Origin of the sequence: Tsukamurella pseudospumae (assembly GCF_001575195.1) — a bacterium.
GTDB lineage: Bacteria > Actinomycetota > Actinomycetes > Mycobacteriales > Mycobacteriaceae > Tsukamurella > Tsukamurella pseudospumae.
Genome location: NZ_LSRF01000058.1, coordinates 945,786 through 962,000, shown reverse-complemented (window position 1 = coordinate 962,000; position 16,215 = coordinate 945,786). Strand labels below are relative to the sequence as shown.

General features: G+C 70.4%; 15 protein-coding genes. 10 read left to right on the top strand and 5 right to left on the bottom strand.

Going from position 1 to position 16,215, the window contains the following annotated elements; translation table 11 throughout:
- Positions 1–49: 49 nt before the first annotated feature.
- Positions 50–898, bottom strand: a complete 849-nt coding sequence (locus tag AXK60_RS23190; RefSeq protein WP_068575312.1) for a TatD family hydrolase — start codon at positions 896–898, stop codon at positions 50–52.
- A gap of 121 nt (positions 899–1,019) precedes the next feature.
- Here AXK60_RS23190 and AXK60_RS23185 point away from each other — a divergent pair, with 121 nt between their 5' ends.
- Positions 1,020–2,183: a DUF7373 family lipoprotein gene (locus AXK60_RS23185; RefSeq protein ID WP_068574900.1), complete on the top strand. Its 1,164-nt coding sequence runs from the start codon at positions 1,020–1,022 to the stop codon at positions 2,181–2,183.
- 12 nt (positions 2,184–2,195) lie between these two features.
- Positions 2,196–3,353: a DUF7373 family lipoprotein gene (locus tag AXK60_RS23180; protein WP_068574899.1), complete on the top strand. Its 1,158-nt coding sequence runs from the start codon at positions 2,196–2,198 to the stop codon at positions 3,351–3,353.
- Positions 3,354–3,360: 7 nt separating this feature from the next.
- On the opposite strand, the gene metG is transcribed toward AXK60_RS23180, so the two are convergent.
- A complete protein-coding gene (metG, locus tag AXK60_RS23175; protein WP_068574898.1) occupies positions 3,361–4,905 on the bottom strand; it encodes a methionine--tRNA ligase in 1,545 nt (514 codons plus the stop codon).
- Between the two features lie 183 nt (positions 4,906–5,088).
- Between metG and AXK60_RS27240 the strand changes: the two genes are divergently transcribed.
- On the top strand, positions 5,089–5,562 hold the full coding sequence (locus AXK60_RS27240) for an endonuclease domain-containing protein (protein WP_068574897.1): 474 nt from the start codon (positions 5,089–5,091) through the stop codon (positions 5,560–5,562).
- A gap of 73 nt (positions 5,563–5,635) precedes the next feature.
- Here the strand turns inward: AXK60_RS27240 and AXK60_RS23165 are convergent, their stop codons facing one another.
- Entirely contained in the window at positions 5,636–5,941 is a 306-nt protein-coding gene (locus AXK60_RS23165) for a hypothetical protein (protein WP_068574896.1), read from the bottom strand.
- 185 nt (positions 5,942–6,126) lie between these two features.
- Between AXK60_RS23165 and AXK60_RS23160 the strand changes: the two genes are divergently transcribed.
- Positions 6,127–7,230, top strand: a complete 1,104-nt coding sequence (locus AXK60_RS23160) for an aminodeoxychorismate synthase component I (protein WP_244881157.1) — start codon at positions 6,127–6,129, stop codon at positions 7,228–7,230.
- Positions 7,231–7,288: 58 nt separating this feature from the next.
- A complete protein-coding gene (locus AXK60_RS26020) occupies positions 7,289–7,783 on the top strand; it encodes a hypothetical protein (protein WP_139058100.1) in 495 nt (164 codons plus the stop codon).
- Between the two features lie 16 nt (positions 7,784–7,799).
- Here the strand turns inward: AXK60_RS26020 and rsmI are convergent, their stop codons facing one another.
- Positions 7,800–8,660 carry a 16S rRNA (cytidine(1402)-2'-O)-methyltransferase gene (gene rsmI / locus AXK60_RS23150; RefSeq protein WP_082778207.1) on the bottom strand — a complete coding sequence of 287 codons (861 nt, stop codon included), beginning with the start codon at positions 8,658–8,660 and terminating at the stop codon, positions 7,800–7,802.
- Positions 8,661–8,675: 15 nt separating this feature from the next.
- Between rsmI and AXK60_RS23145 the strand changes: the two genes are divergently transcribed.
- Positions 8,676–10,274, top strand: a complete 1,599-nt coding sequence (locus AXK60_RS23145) for a dolichyl-phosphate-mannose--protein mannosyltransferase (protein ID WP_068574894.1) — start codon at positions 8,676–8,678, stop codon at positions 10,272–10,274.
- Between the two features lie 204 nt (positions 10,275–10,478).
- Here the strand turns inward: AXK60_RS23145 and AXK60_RS23140 are convergent, their stop codons facing one another.
- Complete coding sequence (locus AXK60_RS23140) at positions 10,479–11,690, bottom strand: MFS transporter (RefSeq protein WP_068574893.1); 1,212 nt, start codon at positions 11,688–11,690, stop codon at positions 10,479–10,481.
- Positions 11,691–11,782: 92 nt separating this feature from the next.
- On the opposite strand from AXK60_RS23140, the gene AXK60_RS26015 reads away from it, so the two are divergent.
- Genes AXK60_RS26015 through kdpC form a run of 4 tightly spaced genes read left to right on the top strand, consistent with a single transcriptional unit; the run spans position 11,783 to position 16,195 of the window.
- Positions 11,783–11,872: a potassium-transporting ATPase subunit F gene (locus tag AXK60_RS26015; protein ID WP_074850389.1), complete on the top strand. Its 90-nt coding sequence runs from the start codon at positions 11,783–11,785 to the stop codon at positions 11,870–11,872.
- A complete protein-coding gene (kdpA, locus tag AXK60_RS23135; RefSeq protein ID WP_068574892.1) occupies positions 11,872–13,530 on the top strand; it encodes a potassium-transporting ATPase subunit KdpA in 1,659 nt (552 codons plus the stop codon). Before AXK60_RS26015 ends, kdpA begins: the two co-directional genes overlap by 1 nt.
- Positions 13,527–15,569: a potassium-transporting ATPase subunit KdpB gene (gene kdpB, locus AXK60_RS23130; protein WP_068574891.1), complete on the top strand. Its 2,043-nt coding sequence runs from the start codon at positions 13,527–13,529 to the stop codon at positions 15,567–15,569. Before kdpA ends, kdpB begins: the two co-directional genes overlap by 4 nt.
- An 11-nt stretch (positions 15,570–15,580) precedes the next feature.
- Positions 15,581–16,195, top strand: a complete 615-nt coding sequence (kdpC, locus tag AXK60_RS23125) for a potassium-transporting ATPase subunit KdpC (protein ID WP_068574890.1) — start codon at positions 15,581–15,583, stop codon at positions 16,193–16,195.
- Positions 16,196–16,215: the final 20 nt, after the last annotated feature.

Below are 16,215 nucleotides of genomic sequence, written 5' to 3'. Positions count from 1 at the left end.
TTACATCACAGTACGGTAACGGAGAAGTGGGTGGCGTGCCAGCTTCTGTTCATTTCGACGCCGCGAATGTGGCGCCGAACACACGCTCCGCAGTCGCCGTGGTGGCCGCCGCGACCTCCTCGGGAGCGACTCCGCGCAGGTCAGCGAGGAATCGGGCGGTGTAGGGGATGCAGTACGACTCATTGGGGGCACCCCGGTACGGGTGGGGTGTGAGATACGGCGCATCGGTCTCGACGAGTAGTTGATCGTCGGGAACCAGGCGCGCCGCCTCCTGCAGCGCCGTCGCGTTGGTGAAGGTGACGGTGCCGGAGAAGCTGAGCACGTAGCCGCGGTCCACGCACTCACGGGCCATGGCAGCGTCGCCGGAGAAGCAGTGGAAGATCACGGTCTCCGGGGCGCCGAAGCGCTCCAGGTCCGTCAGGATGTCGGCGTCGGCCTCGCGGTTGTGGATCATCAGCGGCTTGCCCAGGCGCTTGGCCAGGTCGATGTGCCACTCGAACGCCGCGTGCTGCTGCGCCGGCGTGGCCACGTCCTCGCGCTTGCCCAGCCAGTACCAGTCCAGCCCGGTCTCCCCGATCGCCACGCACCGCGGATCGGCCGCGAGCCGCTCGAGCTCCTCCGGTGCACCGTCGACCTCGAGCTGGTGCGCATCCGTGGGATGCAGGGCCACCGCGGCGAAGACCCGATCGTCCCAGCGGGTCGCGTCGATGACGTACCGGGCCTGCTCGAGATCGCAGGCGACGGTGACGACCCGGCCCACGCCGACGGACGCCGACCGATCGACCAGCTCCCGCACGGCCTCGGGCGTGCGGGCGCGGCAGCCGTCGAGGTGCGTGTGCGCGTCGACGAGGCCCGGGAGCGGATCGGGCAGCGGAGGTGGCGGCTTCTTCTTCCCCATGCCGCCCATTGTTCCGGTAGTCCCCGCACCGCGTCTCTTCAGACCATGTTTAATCCGGTGTTAAGCGGAGACGAAGCGGCGGCTGATCTGATCGCATCAGCCCCTTCGAAGAGGAGAACAGATGAGCTCGAAGTTCGTGACCGGTCTCGTCGTCGGCTGCGCCGCCCTGGTCGCGGCCTGCAGCACGACCACCGGCGGCACCCCGACCGTGTCCGACAGCAGCGCCGCACCCAGCACGGTCGCGGTTCCCGCCGGACTCGACGTCGGACGGTTCCCCACCACGATCCGGGAGGTCCCGTCACCGTCGAACGAGAACGCCTGGATCATCGAGGGCAACCGGATGGCCGACGCGCTCATCCAGGTCAACGAGGTCGACCCGCGGATGAAGATCGGCGGTGCCGGGCTGCGGTCCTACCCGGTACTCACCGGCATCCAGCTCAAGCAGCGGGTTCCCGACGCGACCTACAACGCCTTCTACGACAACAAGATGCGCGTCGGTATGACGACCACGCGCGGCGACTCCTTCGACAACCCGACCGTGGCCACCCGCATCGGGTTGTACCGCTTCGACACCCCCGACGCCGCGGCCAAGGCGCTCGCGGCGATCAAGGCCGCGACGGCCGGGCAGCGGCAGATCCCGATCACGGGCACCGACGGCGTCAGCGCCACGGAGTTCAAGCCCGGCACCGTGGACAGCTACCGCGTCGAGGGCCCGTTCGTCATCAACGTCAGTGGGACCGCCCCCGCCACGGACGACGCGGCGAAGTTCGTCGCCAAGGCGTACACACTCGAGATCCCCAAGGTCAAGAGCTTCAGCCCTACGCCCGTGGCCTCGATCCAGTCGCTGCCGGGCGACAAGGACGGGATCCTCTCGCGCACCCTCATGCAGCAATCCAGCGCGCTGAGCAGCCTTTCCAACGCCTACTACGGCCTCGACGCGATGCTGCACCGCATCCGCGACATCTCGGACGCGGACATCTACCGCAAGGCCGGCGTGGACCTGGTCGGTGAGGGCGCTGCGATCGTCTACCGCACGCGGGACGCCGCGGCCGCGACCGACATGGCCGCAGCGCTGGTGTCCACGACCCGCGCGGACAAGAACCACGTGGCCGCCGCCTCCCCCACGGCTCTGCCGCAGGCGCAGTGCACCGAGCGCCGGGAGACGCAGACCTTCAACTGCGCCGTCGCGGTCGGCCGGTGGGCGGCGACCGCCGGCGGCGAGAGCCTCGCGGAGTCGCAACAAGCGATCTCGGCCCAGTTCACGATCCTCGCGAAGAACCCGTAGGGATCGAAGGCCGTGAAGCGCAGCGTCGTTCCAGCACTCGCCCTCGCACTCGCCGCTGCGACCCTCACGGCCTGCAGCACGACGGTGCCCGGCATCGCCAGTGACAGCGCCGGGAACTCGCCCGGCCCCGTCATCCCGACGGGACTGGACGTCGGGCAGAACCCGACCACGCTGCGAGACATCCCACCGTCGTCGACGGACGGCGGCTGGATCGTCGAGGGAAACCGCATGGGTGACGCGCTGATCCAGGTCAGCGACGTCGACCCGCGCCTGAAGATCGGCGGGGTCGCGCTGCGCTCCTACCCCGTCCTCGACGGGCTGAACCTCTCCGACCGGGTGCCCGACGCGACCGCATCGGCATTCAGCCGCAACAAGATGCACGTCGGCATGACCACGACCCGCGGCGACAAGCTCGAGAAGCCGACGGTCGCGCTGCGCGTCGGGCTGTACCGGTTCGACGACGCCGCGACCGCCGCGAAGGCGCTCGACGCGGTCGAGGCGGGCGCCGGATCGCAGCGGCGGATCGTCGGGATCGACGGGGTGTTCGCGACGGAGTTCAAGCCCGGCACCGTCGACTCGTACCGTGCCGAGGGCCCGTTCGTGATCAACGTCAGCGGCACCGCCCCGACCACAGGCGAGGCGACCGGATTCGTCTCCAAGGCCTACGCGCTGCAGGTGCCGAAGGTCCAGCGGTTCCAGCCGACCCCGGTCTCGTCGGTGCAGACGCTGCCCAGCGACGACGGCGGCATCCTCGCCCGCACGGTCTACGAGGCGAACCCGCCGATCTATGCGAAGGAGATCGCGAACAACTACTACGACCTCGCCGGGCTCGTGCTGCGGGTCGAGGACGTCTCCGATGCGGAGATGTACCGCGCGGCGGGCGTGGACGCCGTGGGACAGGGGAAGACCGTCGTCTTCCGGGCCCGGGACACGGCCGCGGCGGCGAAGCTGCTCGCCGACCGCCGGAGCCACGCCGATCCCACCAAGACCACGCCGGTCGCGGTGCCCGCCGGCCTGCTCACCGTCAACTGCGGTCAGTACACCGACGACGGGACCGTCGGATGCAGCGGCCAGGTGGGACGCTACGTCTTCTCCCTCTCCACCGACACCGCGCTCGACGCCGTCCAGACCGCCGCCGCGCAGTACACGATCCTGGCGAAGAACCCGTAGGCGCCCGCTACTCCGGTTCGACGTAGCGGGGGAAGACGCCCTGCGGCTTGGGCAGTGCGGTGCCGGGCCGCAGCCGGGTGGCGATGGCCTCGAAGGTCCGCTCGTCCTTCGGCTGCTCGAGCAGCGTGAGCAGTTCCTCCGACGACTCCGGCATCACCGGCTGCAGCAGCAGCGCGACCTGTCGCACGACCTCGGCGGTCACGTACAGCACCGTCGCCATGCGGTCCGGGTCGCTCGCCTTGAGCTTCCACGGCTCCTGCGCGGAGAAGTAGCGGTTGGTGTCGGCGAGGACCTCCCAGATCGCCTCCAGGTACAGGTGCAGCGCCTGGTCGTCGACGCGGCGGCGCACGACCGCCAGGAGGCCGTCGGCCTTGGCGAGCAGGGCATCGTCGGCCTCGGTGAGCGGGCCGGGCGACGGGACCATGCCCGCGCAGTTCTTGTTGATCATCGACAGCGAGCGCTGCGCGAGGTTGCCGAGCTCGTTGGCGAGGTCGGCGTTGATCCGGCCCACGATCGCCTCGTGGCTGTAGCTGCCGTCCTGGCCGAAGGACACCTCGCGGAGCAGGAAGAAGCGCAGCGCGTCGAGGCCGTACTCGGCGATGAGGGCGTGCGGGTCGACGACATTGCCGACCGACTTGCTCATCTTCTCGCCCTTGTTGAACAGGAAGCCGTGGGCGAAGACCCGCTCGGGCAGCTCGATCCCGGCGCTCATCAGGAACGCCGGCCAGTAGACGGCGTGGAAGCGGATGATGTCCTTGCCGATGATCTGCAGCTTCGGGGGCCAGAAGCGTTGGTACTGCTCCGATTCCGTGTCGGGGTAGCCGGCGCCGGTGAGGTAGTTGGTGAGCGCGTCGACCCAGACGTACATGACATGGTCCGGGTCGCCGGGGACGGGGACGCCCCAGTCGAAGGTGTCGCGGCTGATCGAGAGGTCCTTGAGGCCGCCCTTGATGAAGCTGACGATCTCGTTGCGGCGGGTGGCCGGCTCGAGGTAGCCGCCCTCGCGCTCCAGCAGCGCGAGCAGCCTGTCCTGGTAGGCGGAGAGCTTGAAGAAGTAGGACGCCTCCTCGGTCCACTCCACCTCGGTGCCGGTGCCCGTGGACACGCGGACACCGTTCTCGGTGACGGTGGTCTCGTCCTCGGCGTAGTACGCCTCGTCGCGCACCGAGTACCACCCCGAGTACTTGCCCAGGTAGATGTCGCCGTTGGCCGCCATCCGCTCCCAGATGGCCTTCGACGCCTCGTAGTGGTCGGCGTCGGTGGTGCGGATGAACCGGTCGAAGGTGGACCCCACGGCGCGCTGCAGCGCCTCGAAGGCGGCGGCGTTGCGGTCGGCGAGGGCCTTCGTCTCGATGCCCTCCTTGGCCGCGGTCTGCTGCATCTTCAGACCGTGCTCGTCGGTGCCGGTCAGGTAGAACACGTCGAAGCCGTCGAGGCGCTTGAACCGCGCGATCACATCCGTGGCGATGTACTCGTACGCGTGCCCGATGTGCGGAACACCGTTCGGGTACGCGATCGCGGTGGTGAGGAAGAAAGCCTTGTCTGCAGCCATGGTGGGGTCAGCTTATCGGTGCGTTCCCGGGGTCCGGCAAGCACGTTTCGGCACGCCGGTCAACGGCCCGACGGTCCCCTGTGGAAAGTCAGGATCCCTCCACAGGCGGCGCTCGCGGGCGGGGTTCGTGGGCCGGGCGCACCGATCGGCGCCATCGATGATCCGACGACCGCACTCCTCGCGGTGATCGACTGCGTGCACGGCGACGAACTCACCGCCGTGCTCGACTCGCTCCTGCATCGACGAGTCTTCCAGCCGGGCGAACTCGCCGGGCTGCTCCGCGGGCAGCCACGTCGTGTCGCGCGAGCACTCGCCGGCGTCGACGGCGCGGCCGAGTCGGGCACCGAGACGCACGTGCGACTGCACCTGCGCCGCTCACAGCTCCCGTGCCGCACGCAGGTGTTCATCCCCGGCGTCGGCCACGTCGACCTGTTGGTCGGCCGGAGCCTGGTCATCGAGTGCGACAGCGAGGAGCATCACGCGGGCGACGCGATCGAGACCGATCGAGAACGCGATCTCGTGCTGCAGACGCTCGGCTTCGAGGTGCTCCGCGTCTCCTACCAGCAGGTCTTCCACCAGTTCCCCAAGGTCGTCGCGGCGATCGATCGCAAGATCGCCGACCGAGACCATCGGCGGGCCACGGACTACGCAGCGTGACGGACTACACGGATGCGCGCTGAAACGTCCGCCGGAGCGGCGGCGACCCGGCGTGTCGCGGAGGCGGCGCCGCTCAGGCCGACATCTCAGCGGCCACCCCGAGTACCCGCGGCCCGACGCCGGAGTCGGGAACCGCGTCGAGAGCGACGACCGCGCCGGACTCGTCCAGCCGGAATCGGGCGATGTCGCGCCCGTAGCGCACGTAGACCACGTCGTAGTCGACGCCGATGACCTCGGTCTCCGCGGTCGGCGCGTCCGCGGCGGTGCCGGCGAACTCACCCCCGGCGTAGAAGCGGACCTGGCTCAGATCGCCGTGCGCCACGTGCACCCAGGTCAGCCGACCGCCCAGGTCGGTACCGCCGTCGATCACCGGGTTCATCGCTCCTCCTCGTCGTGCGGGTGCGGTTCATAGGTGTGGGTGGCGGGCGGATCGGGTGGGAGAGGATCCGCCTGCCACGAAGCACTCTTCCGTCTCGCGCCGCTGCGCACATCAGGCGAATTCCCTATTTCTCCCCGACATCCGTCCCCCATTCGGCCGATGCGGGCGCATGACAGGATGGCGCGGTGCATCCGGTCGACATGCTGCGGGCGCTGCGGGATCGCGGCCATCGTCCCGCCGCGCTGCTCGGTGGCTGGGGTGGCCTTCGCGCTGTGATCGCCCCGGTGCCCGCGCTCCGCCCCGGTATCGGACCCGACGGTGCGCCGTGGCTCGGCATCGTCGGCTATCCCGACGTCACCGGGGAGTCGCGGCTCGTGCCGGAGGTCGTCGGCGGCGACCCCGGTCCGCTGCTGCTGTTGGACACAGGCGGGCGCTGGACCTGCACCGATCCGACCTTCCCGGTGCCGGATTCGCCGCCGCGGGCAGGACCATGGGCCGCCCGCTGGTCACCCCCGGATCGGGGCGAGCACCGGGCGGCGGTACTCGCCTGCCAGGAGGCGATCCGGGCGGGCGACGTGTACCAGGTGAACGTGTGCACGCGCTTCGACGGCGTCCTCACCGGCGACCCGCTGGAGATGTTCGCCGACATCGCCGCCGCGACCCGACCTGGGAAAGCCGCCTACCTCGAGGGTGACTGGGGCGCGATCGCCTCCTTCTCCCCCGAGACCTTCCTCACCGACCGCGACGGCCTGCTCACCGAGAGACCGATCAAGGGCACGCTGCCGGCGGACCGGCGGCCCGAGGAACTGCGGGCCAGCGTCAAGGACGTCGCGGAGAACGTCATGATCGTGGACCTGGTGCGCAACGACCTCAGCCGGGTCGCCGCGACCGGCACCGTCCGGACGCCGGAGCTGCTGCGGGTGGAACCGGCGCCCGGCGTCTGGCACCTCGTCTCGACGGTGACGGCGCAGCCGCGGCCCGGAACCACCCGACGGGAGCTCCTCGACGCGACCTTCCCGCCCGCCTCCGTGACCGGCACGCCCAAGCTCGCCGCCCGCGATCGGATCATTCACTGGGAGAAGCACACCCGCGGCAGCTACTGCGGCGCGATCGGTATCGACCATCCGCTGACGGGTCTGGATCTCAATGTCGCGATCCGCACCGTCGAGGCACGGGAAGGGACCCTCCGGCTCGGAGTGGGCGGCGGCATCACGATCGACTCCGAGCCCGACGCGGAGTGGCGCGAGTGCCTCGACAAGGCCGCGTCGATCGTGGGTTTCCGGCCCTGACGGGATCTCCCCCGCACGGGTGATGCCGACGCGCGACCCGGCGCGGCACGGTGGGACCATGATCGACGTACGCAGCCCCGTGGTCCGGCAATTCTCGGCCCTCCTGGCGGTGGCCTTCGCCGCCGGACTGGCCTTCGGCGGCTATCTCTTCCTGCACCGCGATCCGCACGTCGCGGGGTTCGTCCCCTGGACCGCGGCGTGGCCGCAGCACGCGGTGGTGGCAGTGGTCGGTGCGCTGCTCGTCCTCGGTGTCCGGGCCCGACGGTGGCCGCCCCGCACGCCCGCACCCACGCCGGCGCGGCTCGTGCTCGCGGCGCCACTGCTTGCGTTGCTGGTCTTCGCCGCGTTCCGGGCGGGCGTCCAGGTGCTGGCGGGTCTGGACCCGAACTTCACCGTGAACGCGTGGGGCGGGCCGACCTACCTCGGCGCGATGGCGTGCCACTACCTCGACCTCGCGGTCGGTGGGATCGTCGTGGTCGGGGCGCTCCGGCTGATCCTGACACGGCCGGTGGTTCAGTCGGGTCCGGCGCGCCGCTCCGCGAGTGCCGCCTGAGCCTCCGCGACCTCGCTCAGTGGTCGGGACCCGAGCGCCGCTCCGCAAGCGCCGCCTCGTAGAGCTCACGCTTGGACGCCCCGGTCTCCGCGGCGACGGCGGCGCACGCGTCCTTGAGGCGCTCCCCCGCGTCGACGCGGCGCAGGACCGCGGCCACGTGGTCGGCGGGGTCGGCGGAGACGGGGTCGGCGCCGGCGAGCACGACGGTGATCTCGCCCCGCACCCCGTCGGCCGACCAGGCCGCGAGCTCGCCGAGCGTGCCGCGCCGCACCTCCTCGTAGGTCTTCGTGAGCTCGCGACACACCGCGGCGCGTCGACCGGATCCGAGGACCTCGGCGGCGTCGGCGAGGGTGTCGGCGAGGCGGTGCGGCGACTCGAAGAAGACCGCGGCGCGGCGCTCCGTCACGAGCTCCTGCAGCCACGCCCTGCGGGCGCCGGACTTGCGCGGGGCGAAGCCGTCGAACAGGAACCGCTCGACGGGCAGCCCGGACAGGGCCAGCGCGGTGGTGACCGCCGACGGCCCGGGCAGGCAGGTGACCCGGTGGCCGGCCTCGACGACCGCAGCGACCAGGCGATATCCAGGGTCGGACACCGAGGGCATGCCGGCGTCGGTGATGAGCAGGACGGTTTCGCCGGCGGCGAGCGCAGCGAGCAACTGCGGGATGCGACCGGCCTCGTTGTGGTCGTAGAAACTGAGGATCCGGCCGCGCGGCTCGACGTCCAGGGAGGCGGCCAGCGACCGCGCCCGGCGGGTGTCCTCGGCGGCGATCACGTCGGCCGTTCGGAGCGCCGAGACGAGCCGGGCCGTGGCATCACCCGGGTTGCCCATCGGCACCCCGGCGACGATCAGCACACCGCGCGCTTCCTCAGCTCCCACGACTGACACCCTACGATGGGTCGCGTGACAGCCGTGGCCACCCCTGCAGCCGACGCCGACCGCGACGTCGTCAGTCCCGGCCCGACACTGCCGCCCGCGGTGTTCGGCGCGACCGACCGCGGTTTCGGCTGGACCGTGACGCTGCTCCTGACTGCCGTCGCGGCCGCCACCCGGTTCTTCTACCTGGGCACACCGAGCAACAACGGGTTCATCGGCAGCGCTCCCGTGCAGACCCCGGTGTTCGACGAGAAGCACTACGCGCCGCAGGGCTGGCAGGTGCTCACGGGCGGACACTGGATCGAGGACAACCCCGGATTCGGGCTGATCGTGCACCCGCCGGTGGGCAAGTGGATGATCGCCATCGGCGAGTGGATGTTCGGGTACACGCCGCTGGGCTGGCGGTTCATGTCGGCCGTGTGCGGGACGCTGCTGGTGTTCCTCGTGATCCGGGCGGCCCGTCGGCTGTCCCGGTCCACGCTGATCGGCGGCCTGGCCGGCCTGTTCCTCATCTGCGACGGGCTCACCATGGTGTCCTCGCGGGTGGCCCTGCTCGACATCTTCCTCGTGTTCTTCGGCTTCGCCGCGTTCTCGATGATCCTCGTCGACCGCGACCAGATGCGCGCCCGCCTGCACCGCGCCGCCGTCGAGGGCCGGATCACGGATTCGCTGTACGGCCCGCGCCTGGGCTTCCGCTGGTGGCGGTTCTCCGCCGCGGTCATGCTCGGCCTGGCGTGCGGGGTGAAGTGGTCGGGCATCTACTTCCTCATCGGGATCCTCGCGCTCTCGCTCGCCTTCGACATCGCGGCCCGGCGGCAGTACGGCGTGCTGCGGCCCTGGCGCGGGGTGATCCTGCGCGACCTGATCCCGTCCGGCATGTCACTCGGGGTGCTGCCCGTGCTGATCTACCTCGGCACCTTCTGGGCCTGGTTCACCTCGGAGACCGCCGTCTACCGGTACGCGGTGGGCAATCAGATCGGCGACGGCGGCACCTTCGGCTGGGTGCCCGCGGCGCTGCGCTCGCTGTTCTACTACGAGGACAGCGTCCTGAAGTTCCACGACAGCCTCACCAACTCCGCCGGCAACCACCATCCGTGGGAGTCGAAGCCATGGACCTGGCCGATGGGCCTGCGCCCGATGCTCTACCACTACACCGCCGATCAGTCGGGTGGGATGTGCGGCGACGGCCCCTGCGTCCGGGCCGTGATGGCCGTGGGTACGCCCGCGCTCACCTGGATCGCCGTCCCGGTGGTGCTGTGGGCGCTGTGGAAGATGTTCGTCAAACGCGACTGGGCCTACGCCGCGCCCGTGACCATGTACTTCGCGACCTACCTGCCGTGGTTCCTCAACCTCGACCGGCAGATGTACTACTTCTACGCGCTGACGCTGATGCCCTTCCTCTGCATCATGATCGCCCTGATCTGCCGCGAGGTGCTCGGGCTGGACGGCCGCGCGCGGTTCTTCGGGTTCGAGCGGCTGCAACTGGGCCGCTGGCTCGTGGTCATCTACGCCACGATCGTGGTGCTCGACTTCGCGTGGCTCTGGCCCATCCTCACCGCGGCGCCCATCCCCATGTGGTGGTGGCGCCTCGAGCTCTGGTTGCCGAGCTGGCAGTAGTCTCCCGTTCCCGGTCCGACGGTGCCTCCGCGCCCGGTCCTCGAGTCCGACGGTGCCGCTTCCGCCCGGCACTCGGATTCTGACCGGTTCGGACACGCTGTCCGAAGTGGACAGAATCCGAGTGTCACACAACACGTGCACGTGATGTCTCAGGACAGGGGTGACAGTTCGCTATCAGGACATCGGTGACGGTTCCGAACGATGTCAGACCTTCGCGACGGTGCGGGTCTCGCGGGCCAGGAGCCACGCCCCCGCGGCGGCGACGCACAGCGCCGCGGTGATGGCGAAGGCCCAGGTGAAACCGAGGTACTGGGCGATCGCGCCGGCCAGCAGCGGGCCGGAGATCGTGCCCGCGTCCTGCGCCATCTGATACGCCGACAGCGCACCGCCGCTGCGCCCCTTCCCCTGGAGGACGTCGGCGAGGGTGGCCTGCATGGTCGGCGCGACGAGGCCCGTGCCGATGCCGGCGACCACCGTCACCAGGAACGCGACGAGCACCGAATCGGTGAAGCCCAGGGCCAGCGTGCCCGCGGCGATGACGAGCATGCCCGTGATGATGAAGGGCTTGCGCCCGTACCGGTCGGAGGCGCGGCCCGCCGGGAACATGGCGAGCACGTCGCCCGCGGCGTACGCGGCCAGCGCGTACCCGGCGATCGCGGCGGGCTGGTCGAGCACCGCGGCGAAGAACAGCGGCAGCAGTGACACCCGCATCGAGTACACCCAGCCGAACACCACCGACGAGAACAGCGCCGCCCGGTAGGCGGAATCCGCGAGGGCCTCGCGAACCGTCGTACCGGGTTCGGAGGAGGCCTCCTCCCGGCCCGCCAGCGTGCTGCCGCGCAACGCGACCCCGACGACGAGCGTGGCCACCACGAGGGCGATCGCGTAGACGACGAAGGGCACGCGCAGGCCGAACCCGACGAGGGCGCCGCCCAGTAGCGGACCGCAGATGCCGCCGAGAACGAAACTCGACGAGTACACGCCGCTCACCCGGCCGCGGATCTCGGCGGGCGCGATGCGGATCATCAGCCCCATCGCCGAGACGGTGAACATCACCGAGCCGACGCCGCCGAGGCCGCGGAAGAGCATCAGCTGCCAGTAGCTCTGCGCGAAGGCCACCGCGAGCGTCGACGCCGCCACGATCAGCAGTCCCGCCATGTAGATCCAGCGTTCGCCGAAGGCCTTCACCAGGGGCCCGGTCGCGGGCGCGAAGGCGAGCCGCATGATCGCGAAGGCGCTGACGACGGCGGACGCGGCGCCGATCCCCACGTCGAAGGTGCGGGCGAAGGCGGGCAGGGCCGGCGCGACGACGCCGTAGCCGAGGGCGATCACGAAGCTGGCGGCCACGAGCACCCAGACCTCGGCGGGCACCCGCTGCGGGGTCGTGTCCGCGGTGGCGGCTGGGTCGTGAGTCACCGAAACATCATCCGCTAAGAACGCGTCAAGACCCGCATGGGGGCCGTTAACGCCGCGCGAGAACCGTCGTTCCCGGTGGTCTGGTGGACCCCATGGACATCTCCAACGCGCTGGCCCTCGCCGCGACGATCCTCACTCTGGCGTACCTCCTGTACGCCCTGCTGCGCCCGGAGCGCTTCTGATGAGCGGTACTCTCGCCGGGCTGCTGACGATCGGCACGCTCGTCGCGGCGCTCGCGATCGCGTACCGCCCGCTGGGCGACTACCTCGCGCACGTCGTCACCACGCCCCGGCACTGGCGGGTCGAGAAGGTGGTCTACCGCCTCGTCGGCGCCGACCCGGAGGCCGAGCAGGGCTACCGCGTCTACGCGGTCGCGGCGCTGGCGTTCAGCGCGGTGAGCATCATCGCCCTCACGGGCCTGCTGCTCGCGCAGGGCCTGCTGCCCGGTTTCCATCCGAAGCAGTGGCGCTTCGACGAGGCGCTCAACACCGCGATCTCCTTCGTCACCAACACCAACTGGCAGTGGTACTCCGGCGAGACGGCGATGAACCTGGTCGCACAGGCCATCGGCCTCGCGGTGCAGAACTTCGTGTCCGCGGCCGTCGGCATCGCCGTCGCCGTAGCGCTGATCCGCGGCTTCGTCCGCTCCCGCACCGACCGGCTCGGCAACTTCTGGGTGGACCTCACCCGCATCACGCTGCGCGTGCTCCTGCCGATCGCCGTGATCGGCGCGGTGATCCTCATGGCGCAGGGCGTGGTCCAGACGCTGTGGCAGCGACACGAGATCGTGGGACTCGACGGCCAGAAGCAGGTGCTCACCGGCGGCCTCGTCGCGAGCCAGGAGGTGATCAAGCTCCTCGGCACCAACGGCGGCGGCTTCTTCAACGGCAACTCGGCGCACCCGTTCGAGAACCCGACGGCCGCGACCAACCTCTTCCAGATCTTCCTCATCCTGCTGATCCCGGTCGCGCTGCCGCGCATGCTGGGCAACCTGGTCGGCAACCACCGGCAGGGCTACGCGATCCTCGGCTCGATGACGATCATCTTCGCCGTCTCCACCGCGATCTCGATCGGCTCCCAGCTGGGCGGCCAGGGCACGGCGTCGCGCGCCGCGGGCGCCGCCCTCGAGGGCCAGGAACTGCGGTTCGGCCAGTGGGGCACCGGCCTGTTCGCGACCGCCACCACCAGTACGTCGACGGGGGCCGTCAACGCCGCGCACGACAGCCTCACGCCCGGCGCCGGCGGCGCCGCGCTGGTGAACATGCTGCTCGGCGAGATCAGCCCCGGCGGTGTGGGTTCCGGCCTGTACGGGATGCTCGTCATCGCCGTCCTGACGGTGTTCCTGTGCGGCCTCATGGTCGGCCGCACCCCCGAGTACCTGGGCAAGAAGATCGGCCGCAAGGAGATCACCCTCGCCGCCCTCTACATCCTCGTGATGCCCGCGCTGGTGCTGGTCGAGACCGCGGCCACCGTCGTGCAGGAGCAGGGCGTCGCCGCGATGACCAATTCCGGCGCGCACGGCCTGTCGGAGGTGTTGTACGCCTACGCATCCGCGGCCAACAACAACGGCAGCGCGTTCGCCGGCCTCGCCGTCGACACCCCGTGGTTCAACTACACGCTGGGCGCGGCGATGCTGCTCGGCCGGTTCGCGCCGATGGTCGCGATCCTCGCCCTCGCAGGCACTCTCGCGCGACAGCACCCCGTGCCCGCCACCGCGGGCACCATTCCCACCCACCGCCCACTGTTCGTGGGCCTCACCGTGGGCGTCGTGGTCCTGGTGGCCGGACTGACCTTCGTTCCCGCCCTCGCGCTCGCACCGATCTCGGAGGTCACCCAGTGAATTGGGAAGAAATCCGCTCGGCCCTGCCCCGCGCCGTCCGCAAGCTCGACCCGCGCACCCAGATCCGACAGCCCGTCGTGTTCGTGGTGTGGATCGCGTCGGTGTACACGACCGCGCTCGCCATCACGAAGCCCTCGGTGTTCGCGTGGGCCGTCGCGTTCTTCCTCTGGGCGACGGTGCTGTTCGCGAACCTCGCGGAGGCCGTCGCCGAAGGGCGCGGCCGCGCGCAGGCGGAGTCGCTGCGCAAGGCGAAGACCGAGACCGTCGCCCGCAGGCGCACCTCCACCGGCGAAGAGGAGGTCCCCGGTTCGCAACTCAAGATCGGCGACCTCGTGATCGTCGACGCCGGCGAGGTCATCCCCGGCGACGGCGACGTCGTGGAGGGCATGGCCACCGTCGACGAGTCCGCGATCACCGGCGAATCCGCGCCCGTGGTCAGGGAATCCGGCGGCGACCGCTGCGCCGTCACGGGCGGCACCCGCGTACTCAGCGACCGCATCGTGGTCGAGATCAAGACGGAGCCGGGCAAGAGCTTCATCGACCGGATGATCGGGCTCGTCGAGGGCGCGAACCGGCAGAAGACGCCCAACGAGATCGCGCTGAACATCCTGCTGACGGTGCTCACGATCATCTTCCTGCTGGCCGTCGCGACGCTGCAGCCGATGGCGATCTACTCGGGCGGAGCCGTCGACGTGGTGGTGCTCGTGGCGCTGCTCGTGTGCCTGATCCCCACGACGATCGGCGCGCTGCTCTCCGCGATCGGCATCGCCGGCATGGACCGGCTGGTGCAGCGCAACGTGATCGCCAAGTCGGGCCGCGCCGTGGAGGCGGCGGGCGACGTGTCGACGCTGCTGCTCGACAAGACCGGCACCATCACCTACGGCAACCGCCGGGCCACGTCGTTCCACCCCGTGACGGGCCTCGGAGACGAGGATGAAGCGGAGCACGCGTTGGCCGGCCACGCGCTGCTCGCCTCGCTCGCCGACGAGACGCCCGAGGGACGGTCCATCGTCGACCTGGCGACGACGCTCGGCCACGAGGTCCCGACGGTCCGCCTCGGCTCCTTCGTGCCCTTCACCGCGCAGACGCGCATGTCCGGCGTGGACCTGCCCGACGGCACCCGCATCCGCAAGGGCGCGTCAGCGGCCGTGCTGGCCTGGGTCGCCGCCGAGCGGCAGGGCGAGGGGACCGACGACGAGTCGCTGAGCACCGTCGACGTGCGGCTGGCCGTGGACGAGATCTCCGCGTCCGGCGGCACCCCGCTGGTCGTGGCGCACGCCGAGCCCGGCGCCGCCCCGACTCTGCAGGGCGTCGTGCACCTCAAGGACGTCGTGAAGGCGGGCATGCGGGAGCGCTTCGCGCAGCTGCGCGAGATGGGCATCCGCACCGTCATGATCACCGGCGACAACCCGCTGACGGCGAAGGCCATCGCCGAAGAGGCCGGCGTCGACGACTACCTCGCGGAGGCCACCCCCGAGGACAAGCTGGCCCTGATCAGGCAGCAGCAGGAGGGCGGCCGCCTCGTCGCGATGACGGGCGACGGCACCAACGATGCGCCCGCGCTCGCGCAGGCCGACGTGGGCGTCGCGATGAACACGGGCACCTCCGCCGCGAAGGAGGCCGGGAACATGATCGACCTGGACTCCGACCCGACGAAGCTCATCGACATCGTGGAGATCGGCAAGCAACTGCTCATCACCCGCGGCGCGCTGACGACCTTCTCCATCGCCAACGACATCGCGAAGTACTTCGCGATCATCCCCGCGATGTTCGTGCCGCTCGCCCCAGGACTGGACGTGCTCAACGTGATGCGGCTGCACAGCCCGCAGTCGGCCATCCTCTCGGCGGTGATCTTCAACGCGTTCATCATCGTCGCGCTGATCCCGCTGGCCATGCGGGGCGTGAAGTACACCGCGAGGTCGGCGGACAAGCTGCTGGCACGGAACCTCACGATCTACGGCCTCGGCGGCATCATCGCGCCGTTCATCGGGATCAAGCTCATCGACCTCGTCGTGAGTTTGCTGCCGGGACTCTCCTGAAAGGCACCGACATGTTCTCCGGATCCCTCTCCGCCGCGCCCCGCCAGCTCCTGGCCGGGCTGCGCATGCTGATCGTCATGACCGTCGTGCTCGGCGCCCTGTTCCCGCTCGTGGTGTGGGGCGTGGGGCAGGCCGCCTTCAGCGACAAGGCGAACGGCTCCCAGATCGAGCGGGGCGGCACCGTCGTCGGATCGTCGCTGCTGGCCAGCACGTTCGACGGTCCGCAGTGGTTCCATCCGCGCCCGTCCGCGGGCGAGTACGACACGCTCGCCTCCGGCGGCACCAACCTCGGGCCCAACAGCGAGAAGCTCGTTGCGCTCATCGCCGAGCGGCGCGCGAAGGTCGCCGCGGAGGACTCCGTGCCGGGCGCGAGCGTGGCACCGTCGGACGTGCCGACCGATGCGGTGACGGCGAGCTTCTCCGGCCTCGATCCGGACATCTCCCCCGCGTACGCCCGGCAGCAGACGGCCCGCGTCGCCCGGGCCCGCGGCGTGTCGCCCGAGCGGGTGACGGCGCTGATCGCGCAGCACACCGAGGGGCGTCAGCTCGGCTACCTGGGCGTCGAGCGGGTTAACGTGGTGACTCTGAACGCCGCACTCGCCGATCTCGCCGCCACAGCGAAGTAGTCCGGGCCCGACACAGGAGG